At 72.7% G+C, this 16,243-nt stretch carries 15 protein-coding genes; 6 read left to right on the top strand and 9 right to left on the bottom strand.

Going from position 1 to position 16,243, the window contains the following annotated elements:
- Positions 1-20: 20 nt before the first annotated feature.
- The 9 genes from rfbH to CK485_RS04415 form a co-directional block, all read right to left on the bottom strand.
- A complete protein-coding gene (gene rfbH, locus CK485_RS04455; protein WP_109447125.1) occupies positions 21-1,340 on the bottom strand; it encodes a lipopolysaccharide biosynthesis protein RfbH in 1,320 nt (439 codons plus the stop codon).
- Between the two features lie 96 nt (positions 1,341-1,436).
- The gene (locus CK485_RS04450; RefSeq protein ID WP_158288157.1) at positions 1,437-2,387 is read right to left on the bottom strand and encodes an NAD(P)-dependent oxidoreductase; all 951 of its coding nucleotides are present in this window, start codon (positions 2,385-2,387) and stop codon (positions 1,437-1,439) included.
- 93 nt (positions 2,388-2,480) lie between these two features.
- Positions 2,481-3,263 carry a VC0807 family protein gene (locus CK485_RS04445; RefSeq protein ID WP_109447121.1) on the bottom strand — a complete coding sequence of 261 codons (783 nt, stop codon included), beginning with the start codon at positions 3,261-3,263 and terminating at the stop codon, positions 2,481-2,483.
- Between the two features lie 62 nt (positions 3,264-3,325).
- Positions 3,326-4,108 (bottom strand): NAD-dependent epimerase/dehydratase family protein, encoded by a 783-nt coding sequence (locus CK485_RS04440; RefSeq protein ID WP_109447119.1) that lies wholly within the window; start codon positions 4,106-4,108, stop codon positions 3,326-3,328.
- A 59-nt stretch (positions 4,109-4,167) separates the two neighbouring features.
- Positions 4,168-5,841, bottom strand: a complete 1,674-nt coding sequence (locus CK485_RS04435; RefSeq protein ID WP_109447117.1) for an FAD-dependent oxidoreductase — start codon at positions 5,839-5,841, stop codon at positions 4,168-4,170.
- The gene (gene rfbB / locus CK485_RS04430) at positions 5,838-6,818 is read right to left on the bottom strand and encodes a dTDP-glucose 4,6-dehydratase (RefSeq protein ID WP_109447115.1); all 981 of its coding nucleotides are present in this window, start codon (positions 6,816-6,818) and stop codon (positions 5,838-5,840) included. The genes CK485_RS04435 and rfbB overlap by 4 nt, the downstream gene beginning before the upstream one ends.
- Entirely contained in the window at positions 6,815-7,882 is a 1,068-nt protein-coding gene (locus CK485_RS04425) for a glucose-1-phosphate thymidylyltransferase (RefSeq protein WP_109447113.1), read from the bottom strand. The genes rfbB and CK485_RS04425 overlap by 4 nt, the downstream gene beginning before the upstream one ends.
- 147 nt (positions 7,883-8,029) lie before the next feature.
- Positions 8,030-8,611, bottom strand: coding sequence for an NADPH-dependent FMN reductase (gene ssuE / locus CK485_RS04420; RefSeq protein WP_109447111.1), 582 nt, complete (start codon positions 8,609-8,611; stop codon positions 8,030-8,032).
- A 63-nt stretch (positions 8,612-8,674) separates the two neighbouring features.
- On the bottom strand, positions 8,675-9,793 hold the full coding sequence (locus CK485_RS04415; protein ID WP_109447109.1) for a MupA/Atu3671 family FMN-dependent luciferase-like monooxygenase: 1,119 nt from the start codon (positions 9,791-9,793) through the stop codon (positions 8,675-8,677).
- 182 nt (positions 9,794-9,975) lie between these two features.
- Between CK485_RS04415 and CK485_RS04410 the strand changes: the two genes are divergently transcribed.
- The 6 genes from CK485_RS04410 to CK485_RS04390 all read left to right on the top strand — a co-directional run bounded on the left by CK485_RS04410 (position 9,976) and on the right by CK485_RS04390 (position 16,171).
- On the top strand, positions 9,976-11,004 hold the full coding sequence (locus CK485_RS04410; protein WP_109447107.1) for a ketoacyl-ACP synthase III family protein: 1,029 nt from the start codon (positions 9,976-9,978) through the stop codon (positions 11,002-11,004).
- Positions 10,998-12,536, top strand: coding sequence for an AMP-binding protein (locus tag CK485_RS04405; RefSeq protein ID WP_109447105.1), 1,539 nt, complete (start codon positions 10,998-11,000; stop codon positions 12,534-12,536). Before CK485_RS04410 ends, CK485_RS04405 begins: the two co-directional genes overlap by 7 nt.
- Before the next feature lie 52 nt (positions 12,537-12,588).
- The gene (locus CK485_RS04400) at positions 12,589-12,867 is read left to right on the top strand and encodes a phosphopantetheine-binding protein (protein WP_109447103.1); all 279 of its coding nucleotides are present in this window, start codon (positions 12,589-12,591) and stop codon (positions 12,865-12,867) included.
- 40 nt (positions 12,868-12,907) lie between these two features.
- Complete coding sequence (locus CK485_RS30020) at positions 12,908-13,030, top strand: hypothetical protein (protein ID WP_275124587.1); 123 nt, start codon at positions 12,908-12,910, stop codon at positions 13,028-13,030.
- Positions 13,031-13,325: 295 nt separating this feature from the next.
- Complete coding sequence (locus CK485_RS04395) at positions 13,326-14,513, top strand: nucleotide disphospho-sugar-binding domain-containing protein (RefSeq protein ID WP_109447101.1); 1,188 nt, start codon at positions 13,326-13,328, stop codon at positions 14,511-14,513.
- Positions 14,514-14,614: 101 nt separating this feature from the next.
- Complete coding sequence (locus CK485_RS04390) at positions 14,615-16,171, top strand: MFS transporter (protein ID WP_109447099.1); 1,557 nt, start codon at positions 14,615-14,617, stop codon at positions 16,169-16,171.
- Positions 16,172-16,243: the final 72 nt, after the last annotated feature.

Genomic DNA, 16,243 nt, shown 5'->3' with positions numbered 1-16,243 from the left:
CGCGCTCGGGCGCGGCGCGCTCATGCGGTGCGGGCCAGACCCGCGGAGGCGACGAACTCCCGGACGGAGGAGGCGATGTAGTCGATCATCTCCTCGGTCAGACCGGGGTAGATGCCCACCCAGAAGGTCTGGTCGGTGATGATGTCGCTGTTGGTCAGGTCGCCGACGACGCGGTGCGGCTGGTCGACGTAGGCCGGGTGGCGGGTGAGGTTGCCGGCGAACAGGCGGCGGGTGCCGATCTTGCGGTCCTCCAGGAAGTCCACCAGCTCGGCCCGGGAGAAGGGCGCGTTCGGCTCGACGGTGAGCACGAAGCCGAACCAGCTCGGGTCGCTCTTCGGCGTCGCCTCGGGCAGCAGCAGGTACGGGGTGCCTTCCAGGCCCTCGCGCAGCCTGCGGAAGTTGGCCTTGCGGGCCTCGATGAACGAGTCGAGCTTGGCCAGCTGGGTCAGGCCCAGGGCGGCCTGAAGGTCGGTGGCCTTCAGGTTGTAGCCGACGTGGCTGAAGATGTACTTGTGGTCGTAGCCCTGCGGGAGCGTGCCCATCTGGTAGTTGAAGCGCTTGAGGCACTTGTTGCTCTCGCCCGGCTCGCACCAGCAGTCCCGGCCCCAGTCGCGCAGGCTCTCCACGATGCGGGCCAGCGCCAGGTTCGAGGTGAGCACGCAGCCGCCCTCGCCCATCGTCAGGTGGTGCGCGGGGTAGAAGCTGACCGTGGTCATGTCGCCGAAGGTGCCGGTGAGCTGCCCGTCGTAGAGCGAGCCGACCGCGTCGCAGTTGTCCTCGATGAGGAACAGCTCGTGTTCGACGGCGAGTTCGGCGATCTCCGCGACCGGGAACGGGTTGCCGAGCGCGTGGGCGATCATGATGGCCCGGGTCTTCGGCCCGATCGCCGCCTGCACCCGCTCGACGGTGGTGTTGTAGGTGCCCAGCTCGACGTCGACGAAGACCGGCACCAGGCCGTTCTGCAGGATGGGATTGACGGTGGTGGGGAAGCCCGCCGCGACGGTGATCACCTCGTCGCCGGGGCGCAGCCGGCGGTCCTCCAACTGGTGCGAGGTGAGCGCCGACATCGCCAGCAGGTTGGCGGACGAGCCGGAGTTGGTCAGATGGGCCTTGCGGCGCTTGAGGCGGCGGGCGAACTGCGACTCGAAACGACGGGAGCTGACGCCCGCCGCGATCCGCATGTCGAGCGCGGCTTCCACGAGCGCGACCCGGTCCTCCTCCTCCAGCACCGCGCCGGACGGCCAGATCTCGGTGACACCGGGCTCGAACGGCCGGGTGTCGCGCTGCTCCTGGTGGTACTTGCGCACCTCGTCGAGCACAAGCGCCCTGTGGTCGCTCATCGAACTACCTCCGTGATCGGTTCGGCACGGTGCCCGCGCCCGTCACGCCAGACCCTGCACCCCGGGGCTCGAACGCCCCTCGACACCGGATCGCGCTCACCGGGCCACCGGCCGGCGCAGCATGTCGCGCAGGGTGACGTCCAGCGGGCGGCGTGGACGCCAGCCGAGCGCGCGGTGCGCCGCGCTGATGTCGTAGCGCTGGCCGCTGATGGTGCCGCGCACGCTGTCGCAGGCGCGTTCCTCGACGACCTCGACCGGGATGCCGGACAGCTCCACCATCCGGTGCACCAGCTCGCGCACGGCGACCGCCTCGCCCCGCGCCACGTTGAGCACGGTGCCGGGGGCGCCGCCGGGGACGCCCCTGGCCGAGTGCAGCACCGCGTCGCACACGTCGCGCACGTCCACGAAGTCGCGGAACGACATCAGCGGGGACAGCCGCAGGGCGGGCGCGGGGCGGCCCGCGGCGACCTCGGCCCGGGCGGCGGCCAGGTGGTGGGCGACCGTGCCGGGCAGGCTGTCCGGCGGGGCGCCGCGACCCAGGATGTTGGAGACCCGCAGCACGACCACCTCCGGCAGGCCGTCGCGGGCGGCGGCCAGCAGGGCCCGGGTGCCGGCGAGCTTGGTGCGGCCGTAGCCGCTGTCGGGTCGCGGCGCGAGCTGTTCCGAGGCGGTCACGCCGGGCGCCACCGGCCCGTACTCGTGCACCGAGCCGAGGTGCACCACCCGGGGCGGGCGCGGCAACGAGGCCGCAACCTCGGCCAGCTTCGCGGGCAACTCGGCGTTCAGCAACGTCATCTGATCCTCCGTCACCCCCCAGACGGCACCCACCGAGTTGATCACGACGTCCGGCTTCGTGGCGGCCAGCAGGCCGGCGATCGCGGCGGGCGACGCGGCCGCCAGGTCCAGCGCGATCCCGTCGCGGCCGGTCTCCCGGCGGGATACCCGCACGACCCGGTGGCCGGTGGCCTCGAAGGCCGCACACAGGTGGCGCCCGGCGAAGCCGGTACTCCCGAACACCACCACCGCTCTCACTGTCGTTTCAGTCACGGCCACACGTACCTCTCTCGTCTCGTCCGCAGACGTGAGCGCCGGCCGGGACCGCAGCGGGGGTGCGGCGCCGGTCGGCGATCCGTCCCTCGGCTAGGCCGCCGCGCCGTCCTGGTGACGGGACGGCCAGGGCGCCGGGTGCGCGTGGACGGCGGGCCCGCCGTCCCGCTCCCGACCGGCCTCGCGCCGTGCGTCGTCCTCGACGTGGGCGAGCAGCAGACGCTCGGCGTGGTCGGAGACCTTGCCGGTGCCGACCATCAGGACCAGCACCGCGCCGACCAGGATCACCGTGGACATCCACACCATGGTGTCCACCGGCAGGGTGTACGCGCCGATCACCCGCAGCACGCAGTCGCCGAGCAGCCCGAGCCCCCACAGCAGGCTGACGTTGGAGATGCCGCGGCGGAACGCCGGGCAGGTGGCGCGCAGATGCTCCCAGGCGGCTTCCTTGCGGGCCTCCCCCTTGGTCATCATCGGCCGCATCGCGTTGGTCATCAGCGGCTGGCGGGTGAACGCCGACCAGGCGATGGCCAGCCCGATCACGCCGGTGCCCAGCGACTCCTTGGCCAGCATCAGCCGCGCGCTGCCGGTCATCGCGCTGATCCCGGCGCCCGCGACGGTCACCACGAGCATCAGCAGCGCCAGGCCGTTGACCTTGCGCTCCCTGAGCAGGCCGAAGACGGTGCGGACCATGGGGACGACGCCGCTGAGGATCAAGGAGTCGACCGAGCTGAACTTCGCTCCGTCGTGCAGGACGTAGTAGAGGGCGGTCGGAACGGCCACGTCGATGACCAACGGGCGCAGCGCGGTGACCAGTTGGCTCGACGGCGAAGGATCCGGGCGCGCCGGGCCGCCTGCCGTCGCGGGGTTCGTCATGGGGGTCTCCTAGTATCGGGCACGTGGCGCGGTCTCGGCACGCGGCACGGGCCTCGCGCGCCTCAGGCTGACAGCCGGGACTCGAGCGGCGCCTGAGCCGCGCTCGGGTCCGGATCCAGTGGGAAGGCGTCGATGGCCCGCAGGTGGTAGTCGGGTCCGAAGCCCAGGCCGGCCACTTCCGGCACCAGGGTTCGCAGCTTGCGGGTGGAGATGGTGTGCCGGGCGCCCGCGTCCCGGTACTCGCGCCGCGCCCGCGTCCCGAGCCGGCGCTCCAGCCGATCGACGATGCGTTCGACCGGGACCGCGTTGCCGGAGGCGACGTTGACCACCTCGCCGTGCGGGGCCCGGGCGAGCAGGTGGTCGATGACGGTCACGGTGTCGTCGACGGCGATCAGGTCGCGGGCGGCGCCGCGGTGGATCTCCACCCGGCCGGCCCGGATCTGGCTGACCAGCATCGGCAGCAGCTGGTGCGGCGGCTGGCCGGGGCCGACCAGGTGGCCGAGCCGCAGCACCAGGTGATCGGCTCCTGAGGCGGCCAACTGCCGCTCCATCGCCAGCTTGTGGTGGCCGTACGGGGTGCAGGGCACGACCGGGGCGTCCTCCGTCGCGGGGCCGGTCACCCGGCCGTACATGCCGCTGGAGGAGGTGGAGAAGAACAGCAGGCGGCGGCCGGTCGCCACGCAGCGGGCGGCCACCTCGGCCAGCAGGTCCGACTCCCGCTGGAAGTCGGCGGCCGAGGTGCCGCTCGCCCAGGACACTCCCGCCGCGAGGACGACGGTGTCGTGGTGCCGGTCGGATAGGGGCGCGAGACTCCGGGCGAGGAAGCCGTTTCCCACGATGTCCATGCGGTGTCCTGATCTCGGGGGACTGATCTCGGGGACTGTTCTCGGATGGTGGGGAACGGTCAGCGGGCGCCGGCCGTCACCGGCCGGTCACCGCGGTCCGTCGCCTCGGGACGCGCGGCGGAAGGGCGGCGCAGGCCCAGCTTCTCCAGCGCCGGCCGCGGTCCTGCGGTCGCCAGGTCGGCGCCGGACGCGGCGACGTAGCCGTCGGGGCGGATCAGCAGCCAGTTGCCCGGTGCGAGCCCCAGTTCCTCGCGCAGCCGTCCCTCCGGGTCGGCGAGCGCGCCGGGCACCTGCTCGTCGCCCACCACACGCACCCGCACCACGCCCTCGTACCCCTCGGCGATCTCGCGCAGCGCCACCCGGTCCCGCTCGCGGCCGCAGGCCAGCAGCGTCCAGCCGCTCTCCCGCAACTCGGCCAGCAACTCCCGCCAGCCGCTGGAGCGCACGGCCCCCGCGGTGGTGACCCGGCTGGCGCGCGAGCCCGGCGGCACGACCGCGTCCTCGGGCACGCCGTCGCTCAGGGACAGCGGGCTCGCCTCGTAGCGCAGGTCGAGCGCCGACATGCCGCCCATGATCTTGCGCTCGATCTTCGACTTCAGCGGCGGCACCGAGCGCACGAAGGTGAACAGCGCCCGCAGCGCGGCGGCCGCGTACCGGTTCTTCAACTGCACCAGGATCGTGGCGAACCGGGTGGAGGCCAGCAGGCTCGCGCCGACGGGCACCCGCTCGGCGCTGTAGGTGTCGAGGATCGTGCCGTCGGCCTGCCCGTGGATGACCGAGGCCAGCTTCCAGGAGAGGTTGTAGGCGTCCTGGACACCGGTGTTCATGCCCTGTCCGGAGGCGGGGCTGTGCACGTGGGCGGCGTCGCCGGCGACGAAGCAGCGGCCGGAGCGCATGGTCGGGATCATGCGCTGCTGGATGGTGAAGACCGACACCCAGGTAGGCGGCTCGACCGTGACCTCGACGCCGATGCCCGCCTTGATCTTGCGGGCGAAGCGCGCCGCGACCGCCTCGTCGTCGCCGTCGTAGCTCGCGTCGCGGGTGTCCAGCAGCCGCCACTTGCCCGGGTCGGGGAACGGCACCAGCATCACGGTGCCCTCGGGTGTGCGCATCCAGTGGATGGAGTCGCGCGGCAGTTCGCACTCCACGACCGCGTCGGCGATCAGCCAGGTCTCGCTGCTGTCGCCGTGCAGCGGCAGCCCGAGGGTCTTGCGGACGGTGGAGTGGCCGCCGTCGGTGCCGACCAGCCAGTCGGCGGTGACGGTCTCCACCGTGCCGTCGACGTGGGTGAGTTCGGCGCTCACACCGTCTCCGGTGTCGTGGAAGGCCGTCAGCCTGGTCTTCCACTCGACCTCCACGCCGCGCCGCGCGGTCGCGGTGCGCAGCACCTCCTCGGTGACGACCTGGTCGACCATGAGGGTGTACGGGAAGCGGGTGGGCAGCTCGCTGTAATCGGTGTCGAAGCGGATCAGGCGGCGGCCGTTCTGGTGCAGCGTGAAGTGCTCGACGCGCTGCCCGCGCGGCAGCAGGTCGTCGACGACGCCCATCTGGTCGTAGGTTTCCAGGGTGCGGGCGTGGGTGGCCAGCGCCCGGCTGGTGACCGCGGGCCCCTCGGCGGCGTCGACCAGCCTGACCCGCACGCCGTGCCGGGTCAGTTCGTGGGCCGCGGTCAGCCCGACCGGTCCCGCGCCGACCACCAGCACCTGCGGCCGCTCGCGTCGCGCGCCGGTCATCCCTGCTCTCCTTCGTTCTTGACCGGCTTCCACCAGCCGGGGTTGTCCTGGTACCAGGCGACGGTCTCGGCGAGGCCCTGCTCGAAGGTGACCTCGGGCGCGTAGCCCAGCTCCTCGCGGATCTTGGTCTCGTCCAGCGAGTAGCGCAGGTCGTGGCCCTTGCGGTCGGCGACCCGCACCACGGAGGACCAGTCGTTGCCGGTCAGCTCCAGCAGCCGCTCGGTGATCTGGCGGTTGGTCTGCTCGTTGCCGCCGCCGACGTTGTAGACCTCGCCGGAGCGGCCCTTGGTGAGGACCAGGTGGATCGCCCGGCAGTGGTCGGCCACGTGCAGCCACTCGCGGATGTTGGCGCCCTCGCCGTACAGCGGCACCTGGCTGCCTTCCAGCAGGTTGGTGACGAAGCGCGGGATGAGCTTCTCCGGGTGCTGGTACGGGCCGTAGTTGTTGGAGCAGCGGGTGATCGACACGTCCAGCTTGTGGGTGCGCCAGTAGGCGCGGGCGATCAGGTCGGAGCCCGCCTTGGAGGCCGCGTAAGGGGAGTTGGGCTGAAGCGGCCACTCCTCGGTCCACGAGCCGTCCTCGATGGAGCCGTAGACCTCGTCGGTGGACACGTGCAGGAAGCGGCTGACCCCGGTCCTCAGGCAGCCGTCCAGCAGCGTCTGGGTGCCGCCGACGTTGGTGCGCACGAACTCGGCGGCCGACTCCACCGAGCGGTCGACGTGCGACTCGGCGGCGAAGTGCACCACCGCGTCGTGGCCGGGCAGCAGTTCGTCGACCAGGTCGGCGTCGCAGATGTCGCCCTGGACGAACTCCAGCCTCGGGTGCGAGGCCGGCAGGTTCTCCCGGTTGCCCGCGTAGGTGAGCTTGTCCAGCACGGTGACGCGGGTGCCCTCGGAGCCGGCGTAGCCGTCCTGGAGCAGGGTGCGCACGTAGTGCGAACCGATGAATCCGGCGGCGCCGGTGACGAGAAGCCTCATGCCGCGACCTCGATCCGGGTGTGGTCACCGACGACCAGCCGGTGCTTGCGGGTGGAGTTGTCGCCGCTGCTGACGGCGGCCGAGCGGCCGATGACGGAGCCGTGCACCGCGTGCACGCCGCTGACCGAGGCGCCGTCCAGGGCGATGGAGTAGTCGATGTGGGTGCCGACCAGGGAGACCTGCGCGCCGATGGAGGTGTGCGGGCCGATCCTGGAGTCCTCGACGAGGCTGTCGGGGCCGATGATCGCCGGGCCCTCGATGAAGGACCGCACGATGCGGGCGCCGGGGGCGACGACGACCGGGCCGATCAGCACGCTCTCGTCGTCCACCTGGCCCTCGACGTCGCGCACGAGGTGGTCGAGGAGTTCCCGGTTGCACTCCAGGACGTCCTCGACCTTGCCGGTGTCCTTCCAGTACCCGGTGTACTCCTGGGCGCGCACGTCGGCGCCGGAGGACACCAGCCACTGCACGGCGTCGGTGATCTCCAGCTCACCGCGGGCGCTGGGCTCGATGGCGTCGGTGGCCTCGTGGATGGCGGAGGTGAAGAAGTAGACGCCGATCAGCGCCAGGTCGCTCTTCGGCTGCTGCGGCTTCTCGACGAGACGCTTCACGACGCCCTCGTCCCCGACCTCGGCGACGCCGAACGCCCGGGGGTCCTCGACCCGCTGCACCACGACCTGCGCGGCCGGGCCCACTTCGCGGAAGCGCTCCGCGGCGCCGGTGATGCCGTCCGGGAGCATGTTGTCGCCCAGGTACATCACGAAGTCGTCGTCGCCCAGGAAGTCCTTGGCGATCTGCACGCAGTGCGCGAGGCCGCGCGGGGCGTCCTGGCGCAGGTAGGTCAGGCGCAGGCCCAGCTCCTCGCCGTCGCCGAGGACGGCCGCGATCTCGGGCTCCCGGTCGCCGACGATGATGCCGATGTCGGTGACGCCGATGTCGCGGATGTTCTCCAGCACGTGTTCCAGCACGGGCTTGTTGGCTATCGGGATGAGCTGCTTGGGCATCGAATAGCTGAACGGCCGCAGCCGGGTACCCGTGCCGCCGGACAGCACCAGAGCCTTCATCGGAAACTCCTCTCTCACCATGTCTCACCATGTTCAGTACGGTTCGTGGACGACAGGGGCCGGATGTCCCGGTCCGTGCCGGTCGCGGTCGGACCATGAGGGCAGGCGGTGGAGAAACCCTCGAACCGCCGTGCCGGGCGCGGCCGTTCAGGCGGCGGCGCGGGGTGCGGCGGGTTGGGCGTCCCGCTCGGCCGAGGTGACCGCGGTCAGCAGCTCCTCGAACCGGTCGGTCACGTCGTCCAGCCGGGCGCGGGTCAGGGGGTCGGGTTCGCGGCGCCCGTCGGGGCCGCGCACGGCCGCGTCGGAGGGCACGAAGACGGCGTCGGTGATGGCGACCGGCCGCATGGACGCCAGCACCGGCCGCAGCCCGTAGTCCACGGCGAGGGCGTGCGCCATCGAGCCGCCGGAGGCGAGCGGCATGACGACCTTGCCCTCCAGCGCGTACTGCGGCAGCAGGTCGAGGAAGGCCTTGAGCAGCCCGGAGTAGGCGGCCTTGTAGACGGGACTGGCGAGCAGCACGGCGTCGGCGGCGAGCAGCCGGTCGACGGCGTCGCGCACCGCGGGTTCTTCGGTGTCGGCGGCCAGCAGCTCCGCCGGGGGCAGTTCGCGCAACCGCAGGGTGTCCACCGGGTGCCCGCGGCCCCGCAGCCGCCGCGCGGCCAGGCCCAGCACCTCCTGGGTGAACGAGGACGGGGACGGGCTGCCGGAGACGGCCAGGATCGTCGGCATGGGTGGGTCCTTGTCGTCGGTCGGTGTCTTTCGTGACGTCGTACGTGGCGGGGTCGTCGGGGATCAGGCCGCGGCGGGGGCGGCGGGCGCGTCGCCGGTGAAGCGCTGCCGCAGTTCGCCGACCAGGTCGAGCGAGGAGAGCACCTGCGAGGAGTCGCCCACGAAGTCGACCAGGCAGGCGATCTCGTCGGCGCCGGCCGCGCGCACCCGCTCGGCGGTGGCGGTCGCCTCGTCCAGCGAGCCGATCAGCGAGTTGCCGGACAGGTAGCGGTTGACGCCGAGTTCGGCGAGCTTGCGCTGCGCGGCCTGGGCGGCCAGCACGTCGCGGCCCTGCTTGCCGCCGCTCATCCGGCCGCCGGCGGTGACCGCCTTGGACTCCAGGTCGATGGCGGTCAGCAGGTAGTCGCGCAGCCAGCCGCCGCCGGTCGCCCGCGCCTCGCCGGAGTCCTCGGCGAGGTAGGTGTGCATCATCACGGTGATCTTCCCCGGGCCCTGCCAACCGTGCTCGGCGCGCGCCGCGCGGTAGATCGCGGCCTTCTCCGCCAGCGACTCGGGGTCCTGGTTCTCCAGGTGGGTGAGGATGTTGCAGCCCAGGCGGCCCGCCTCACGGAAGGTGCCCTCGCTGCGCGAGGCGGTCACCCAGATCTCCAGCTCGCGCTGGACCGGACGCGGGAAGACGCTCAGGGTGACCTCCTTGCCGAGCGGGTCCGGCCCGGTCCAGCTGCCGGTGCGCCACGCCTCGCGGATCGCGTCCACGTCGGCGACCATGCGCTCGCGGCGGCCCTCGTACTGTTCGGGGGCGAGTACGAAGTCGTTGACGTTCCACCCCGAGCCCACCGAGATGGCGGTGCGGCCGCCGGAGATGCCGTCGACCATCGCGAAGTCCTCGACCACGCGGGCGGTCGGGTGCAGCGGGGTGACGACGCTGCCGGCCCGGATCTGCACGCGGCTGGTGACCGCGGCGATCGCGGCCGAGGAGACCGCGGGGTTGGGGAAGGCGCCGCCGAAGCGGTGGAAGTGGCGCTCCGGGGTGGAGACGAAGGCCAGGCCCAGCTCGTCGGCGCGGCGCGCGCAGTCGAGCATCAGCCGGTAGGTCTCCCCCGCCTGGTCGCCGACCGCGGCGAAGAAGAAGACGCCGAAGTCGAGCGGTCCGCCGCCCTGTCGCCGCTGGCTCGCGTTCATCTGACTCCTCCTGGACACCGGTCTCGCGTGTGGTCGGCACACCTTGGGGGGCCTGGCTCGACGCCCGCTGGACCGGCGGTCAGGCGGGCGCCGCCCGCGCTGTAGCCGGGCTCCAGGACCCCTCCAGGTGCGGCCGTCACGATCGGCTCACCGGACCCACGGGCCCTAACGGGAGGAGAGTCATGCGCTGGGACGACATCCACGTCGCCGCGGTGGGCACCTGGCTGCCGGAGCCTGTCTCCGCCGCCGATGCCGTGCGCGAGGGCAAGTACACGGCCGAGCGGTACGAGACCTTCGGTTACCAGTCGGTGCTCCAGGCGGAAGATGTCGCGCCGCCGGACATGGCCGTGTACGCAGCCGAGTCGGCGCTCAAGCGCTCCGGCGTGGCACCCGAGGAGTTCAGCCTGCTGATCCACGGCAGCCTGTGGTTCCAGGGCCTCGACATCTACCCGACCGCCTCCTACGTGGCCGCCCGCACGGTGGGCCGCTCGGTGGCCGCGCTCGACGTGCAGCAGCGCTGCAACGTCGGCGTCAGCGGCGTCGAACTGGCCGCCGCGCACCTGAAGTCGGGCCTGCGCGGCGGCAGCGCGGTCATGCTGACCACGGCCGACCGCTGGGCCGCGCCGGGCGTCAACCGCTGGGAGCTGCACGACATGAGCACCTACGGGGACGGCGGCACCGCCGTGGTCGTCTCCAGCCAGGGCGGCTTCGCCCGGCTGCTGTCCACCGCGACCGTCGCCGACAACTCCCTGGAGGGGCTGGCCCGTGGAGACCAGCCGTTCCTGTCCGCTTCGCCGGCCGCCGCCGAGGGTATCGACCTGACGAGGCGCAGCCACGAGTACATGGAGGCGGGCGACGAGAAGGAGATCGTGCTGCGCATCGCCCGGGTCATGCTCCAGGCGAAGAAGGAGGCGCTGGCCGACGCCGGGATCGAGACCGCCGACCTGGCCCGGGTCGTCACCCCCAACACCGGCCGCCGCAAGGGCGACCACCAGGTGCACCACCTGATCGGTGTCACCGAGGAGCAGACCACCTGGGACTACGGCCGCACCACCGGCCACATCGGGGCAGGCGACTGGGCGGCGGGCCTGGCCCACCTGATCGACACCCGCGCCGTCGAGCCGGGCGACAAGGTGATGCTCTTCGGCGGTGGCGCCGGGTACACCTGCACCGTCGCCGTTCTGGAGATCAACGAGGTGCCCCAATGGTGACCGCGATCGAGACCCCGACCCCCTCCGGCAGCGACGCCGCCGACGTCACGGTCGGCGACCTGCTCGCCGCCGCCGTCGCCGCCCGCCCGGACGCCCCGGCCGTCAGCGACCGCGCCGGCACCTGGACGTACGCCGAACTCGACGCGTACTCAAGGGCGTTCGCCGCCTGGCTGGACGCGCGCGGCGTCGGGCGCGGCGAGCGCGTGCTGGCCCGGGTCGGCAACACCCGGCAGTTCGTGGCGATGCTCTTCGGCACCCTGCGGCACGGCGCCGTCTTCGTGCCGGTCAACCCGGCCATGAAGTCCTTCCACCTGAAGTCGGTGACCGCCGACAGCGACCCGGCGCTCGTCATCGGCCAGGGCGAGGACACCGCGCTGCTCGCCGGCCTCACCGACCGCCCGGTGCGCGAACTGGGCGCGCTGTGGGCCGAGGTGGAGACGCTGCTCGGCGCAGGACGGGACGCGGCCGAGGCCGTCGTCACCCCCGACGACCTGGGCCTGCTGATCTACACCTCCGGCTCCACCTCGGCGCCGAAGGCCGTGGTCAGCCCGCACCGCCCGATCGTCTTCGCGGCCCGCGCCATCCAGGCCGTGCTGGGCTACCGCTCCGACGACGTGGTGCTGGTCGCCATCCCCCTGTCCTTCGACTACGGGCTCTACCAGGTCTTCCTGTCGGTGATCGCCGGCGCCCAGGTGGTGCTGACCGAGCCGGACCGCCACCTGCGGCTGCTGAGCACGCTGCACGACCACGGCGTGACGATCGTGCCCGTGGTGCCGTCGCTCGCCGAGATGCTGCTGCGGCTCGCGGGCCGTGACAGGCGCACCGCCGCGGTACGGCTGTTCACCAACACCGGTGCCGCGCTGACCGCGCCGGTCATCGAGGCGTTGCGGCGCACCTTCCCCGCGGCCCAGGTCTCCCCGATGTTCGGCACCACCGAGTGCAAGCGGATCACCGTGCTGACCCCGGACGGCGACCTGGCCAAGCCCGGCTCGGTCGGCCCGGCGCTGCCCGGCACCGAGGTGCTGATCCTCGACGAGGACGGGCGCGCCCTGCCGCCCGGCGAGATCGGCGAGATCGCGGTGCGCGGGCCGCACGTCATGGCGGGCTACTGGCGGGCGCCTCAGATCACCGCGCAGCGCTTCCGGCCCGACCCGGTCACCGGCGAGGTCACCTTGCACACCGGTGACTACGGGCACATGGACGCCGACGGCCACGTCTACTTCCAGGGCCGGCGCGACGACCTGTTCAAGCGGCGCGGGGTGCGGATGAGCTCCCTGGAGATCGAGAGCGCCGCGCTGGACATCGAGGGCGTCGAGGCGGCCGCCGCGATACCGCCGGGCGACGGGTTCGACCTGACCCTGTTCGCGGTGACCTCGCTGGACCCGAACGAGGTGATCGAACGCCTCAAGGACCGCCTGGAGGACGCGAAGGTGCCGGCCGAGTGCCGGGTGCTGGGCGCCCTCCCGCTGACCCCCAACGGCAAGACCGACCGGCAGACCCTGCGCGGACGGCTGACCGCCCAGGCCGCCTGACCACGGCGTCCGTGACCCACCCATTCGCCACCATCGCGTAAGGAGAACCCCCATGGCACACGAGTGGGACGAGCGGTTCGCGCGCCTGCTGACCGCGGTCCTTCCGCCGTCCGCCCGCGACGCCGGGCTCACCCCCGACCTGGATCTGAAGAAGGCGGGACTCGACTCCCTCGCCACCATCGAGCTGCTGGTCTCGCTGGAGGGTGAGTACGGGGTGGAGTTCCCCGAGGAGGTCCTGACCGGCGCGACCTTCGCGACGCCCGCCGCCCTGTGGCGGGTGCTGAGCGCGCAGGGCGCCGGCCAGGCCGAGGCCGGCCCGCTGGCCGCCTGACCTCGCCGAAGCTCTGCAACTCCCGTACTGCAAGCAGCAGTTGGCCGACCACCACCGCACCGACAGGAGTCATCCCATGAACATCACCCACATCATCATCGCCCTCGTGGCCGTCGCGATCATCGCCGGTGTGCTGAAGGTCGTGAAGCGCGGCAAGGGCTGAGCCGGCCCGCCATCGGCCGGACACCACGGGCGGGGTCCACGCGCAGGCGTGGGCCCCGCCTTCCGCGTGCGGGAGCGGCGATCGCGTGGGCTCTGGGAGGCGTGGGCTCGGGAGGCGTGGGCTCAGGGGGCGCGCCGGGCTCAGGGGCGCGCGGGCTCGGGGGGCGTGCGCGGGCGCTCCAGGCAAGCGCGAGGGGCGCTCGACGAGGGCCCGTCACCCTCGTGGCCCGAGACCCACGACCCCCGGGCCCGGCCCGACTGCCGTTCCCGTCCCCGACAGTCTCGAGGAGCATCGGATGCGCGTACTGATGACGACGACGCCCGTGGCGACCCACATGGTCCCCATGGTGCCGCTGGCCTGGGCACTGCGGGCCGCCGGGCACGAGGTGCTGGTGGTCGGGCAGCCGGACGTGGAGGCGACGGCGAGGGCCGCCGGCCTCGGCACCGCGATCGTCGGCCCGTGGTTCCACACCAACGACCACCTGCTGCCCTATCTGCCGCCCGGCAGACGCCCGTTGGAGCTGCTCGGCCGGCCCAAGGAGCAGGACCTCGCGATGGGCTGCAAGGTCTTCGCCGGGCACGCCCGCTACATGGTCCCGCGCTACCTGGAGATCGCCCGGCAGTGGCGGCCCGACCTGGTCGTCGGTGAGGAGCTGGAGTTCGCCGGGCTGGTCGTCGCGGGCGCGCTGGGCGTCCCCGCGGTACGGCACCGGTGGGGCGTCGACCCGTTGTCGCACACCGTGCGCGCCGCCGCGGAGTTCATGCTCGGCGGCCTGGCGAGGCGCAATGGAATGGACGGGGTGCCGCGGCCCGACCTGATCCTCGACCCGTGCCCGCCGGCCGTTCAGCACGAGACCGCCGAGCCCGGCTCGCCGATCCGCTTCGTGCCGTTCAACGGGGGCGGCACCCGGCCGGACTGGGCGGCGCGCAAGGAGACCGCGCGCCGGGTGTGCGTGACGCTGGGCGGCCAGACGCTGGTGCTGGGCGGTATGACGCTGCTGCGGCACCTGCTGGAGGCGGTGGACGGCCTGGCGGACACCGAGGTGGTCTTCACCGTGGACGCCGCGCACCAGGGCGAGTTGGGGACGCTGCCGCGCAACGTCCGCGTCGTCGAGCCGACGCCGCTCACCCTCTTCCTCGACTCCTGTGACGCGGTGGTCCACCACGGCGGCTGCGGCACGGCGATGACGGCGACCGCGTACGGGCTGCCGCAGCTCGTACTGCCGCAGATCATGGACCAGTTCGCGTTCGCCGACGGGGTGTCCGCGGCGGGCGCCGGGCTCGGTCTTGACACCGCGGCCGAGCAGGACGACCCCGCGACCGTGCGGGCGGCCGTCGAACGCCTGCTGGACGAGCCCGACTTCGGCGCCTCGGCGCGCGGACTGGGCGACACCATGGCCGCCATGCCGACCCCGGCGGAGGTGGTCACCGACCTGGAGCGGCTGGTGGGGGCGCGCGCCGCCCGTACCGACGTCGCCGCCTGACGGGACGCCGGCGTCGCGCGCCCGGCCCCGCCCCCCGCACCCGGCCACGTCCCCGGCCGCGTGCGACACACGCACCGACCCACCCACGGAGGACCGCCAGCATGAGCGACGGCAGCAAGCAGGTCGCCGCGGCAGACGATGCCGCACCCGCCCATGGGATGACCGAATCACAGATCCAGATCTTCTCGCTCGGGGCGCTCGCGGCCATGCTGCTGTCGCTCCTGGACGAGAACATCGTCTCCACCGCCGCCTGGCCGATCGCCAAGGACCTCGACCCGGCGCACGGCCTGAGCAGGCTGCCGTGGCTGATCGCCGCGTACGTGCTGTCGGCGACCGCCACCCAGCCGCTGTACGGCAAGCTCAGCGACATGTTCGGCCCCAAGCGGGTCTACCTGTTCGCCATCACCGCCTTCCTCGGCGGCAGCGCGCTGTGCGGATTCGCGCAGAACATGGGCGAGCTGATCGCCTTCCGCGCGGTGCAGGGCCTCGGCGGCGGCGGGCTGATGAGCCTGACGCTGATCATCCTGGCCACGCTGATGCCGCCGCGCGAACGGGCCGGCGGCTCCGGCATGGGCGGTGGGGTGGTCGCCCTCGGCATCGTGGTGGGCCCGCTGCTCGGCGGATTCCTGTGCCAGCACCTGTCGTGGCGCTGGATCTTCTACGTCAACCTGCCGCTGGGCATCCTGACCATCGCCATCACCCTCGCCACCCTGCGCATCCCGGCCCGGCGCACCGAGCACCGCGTCGACCTGCTGGGCGCCGCGCTGGTCACCGCGGGCGCCACCGGCCTGCTGCTGGTCGCCCGCTGGGGCGGCAGCACGTACGGCTGGACCTCGCCGCAGCTGATCGGCTACGCGGCGGCGAGCGTCGCGCTGCTGGTGGTCTTCGGCTGGTGGGAGACCCGGGTCGCCGAGCCGATCCTGCCGCTGTCGCTCTTCCGTGAGCCGGTCTTCCGGGTCGGCGCGCCGCTCCAGTTCATCGGCGGCTTCGCGGTGCTGGCGGTCCCGGTCTACGTGGTCACCTACCTCCAGATCACCCGCGGCGTCACCGCGGAGGGCGCGGGCGTGCGGCTGGTGCCGATGGCGGCCGGCGTCATCGCGGTCATGTTCACCTCCGGCAAGATCATCACGCGGCTGGAGCGCTTCAAGCCGGTGCTGCTGGTCAACAGCGTGGTGGCGGTGGCCGCGCTGGCGCTGTTCGGCACGGTGAACGCGCACACCTCGACGCTTGAGGTGAGCGGGCTGCTGGTGCTGCTGGGCTTCGGGCTCGGCGGCGTGGTGCAGGTGGTGCTCCAGACCGTGCAGGCGGCGGCGGCTCCGGAGCGGCTGGGCGTCACCACGTCGGGCACCCGGTTCTTCATGACGCTGGGCAGCGCGTTCGGCACGACCGTGCTGGGCGAGATCCTCAACCACCGCCTGGGCCACCTGCTGCCCGGCGGCCTGACCGGCGCCCCGCACGACAAGGTGGCCCCCGCCTACGCCTCCGCGACGTCGCTGACGTTCCTGGTGGCGGCCGGGCTGATGGTGGTGGCGCTGGGCCTGGCGTTCCTCATCCCCGACGTACGGCTGGACCCCGTCGGCGAGGAGGAGGAGCAGGCGCCGCAGCAGTCGGCCGCGCCGCTGGCGTCCACCGACACGGAGGCGATCCAGGCGGCCTGACCCCGCTGTCGAAGGCGCCCCGCACCCAGGAAGCACCCCGGGGCGGGGCGCCTTCGCCGTTGCGGCCCCCGT

This window comes from Streptomyces sp. ICBB 8177, assembly GCF_003144095.1.
In the GTDB taxonomy this organism is placed as follows: domain Bacteria; phylum Actinomycetota; class Actinomycetes; order Streptomycetales; family Streptomycetaceae; genus Streptantibioticus_D.
This window is presented reverse-complemented; position numbering and strand designations above follow the sequence as displayed.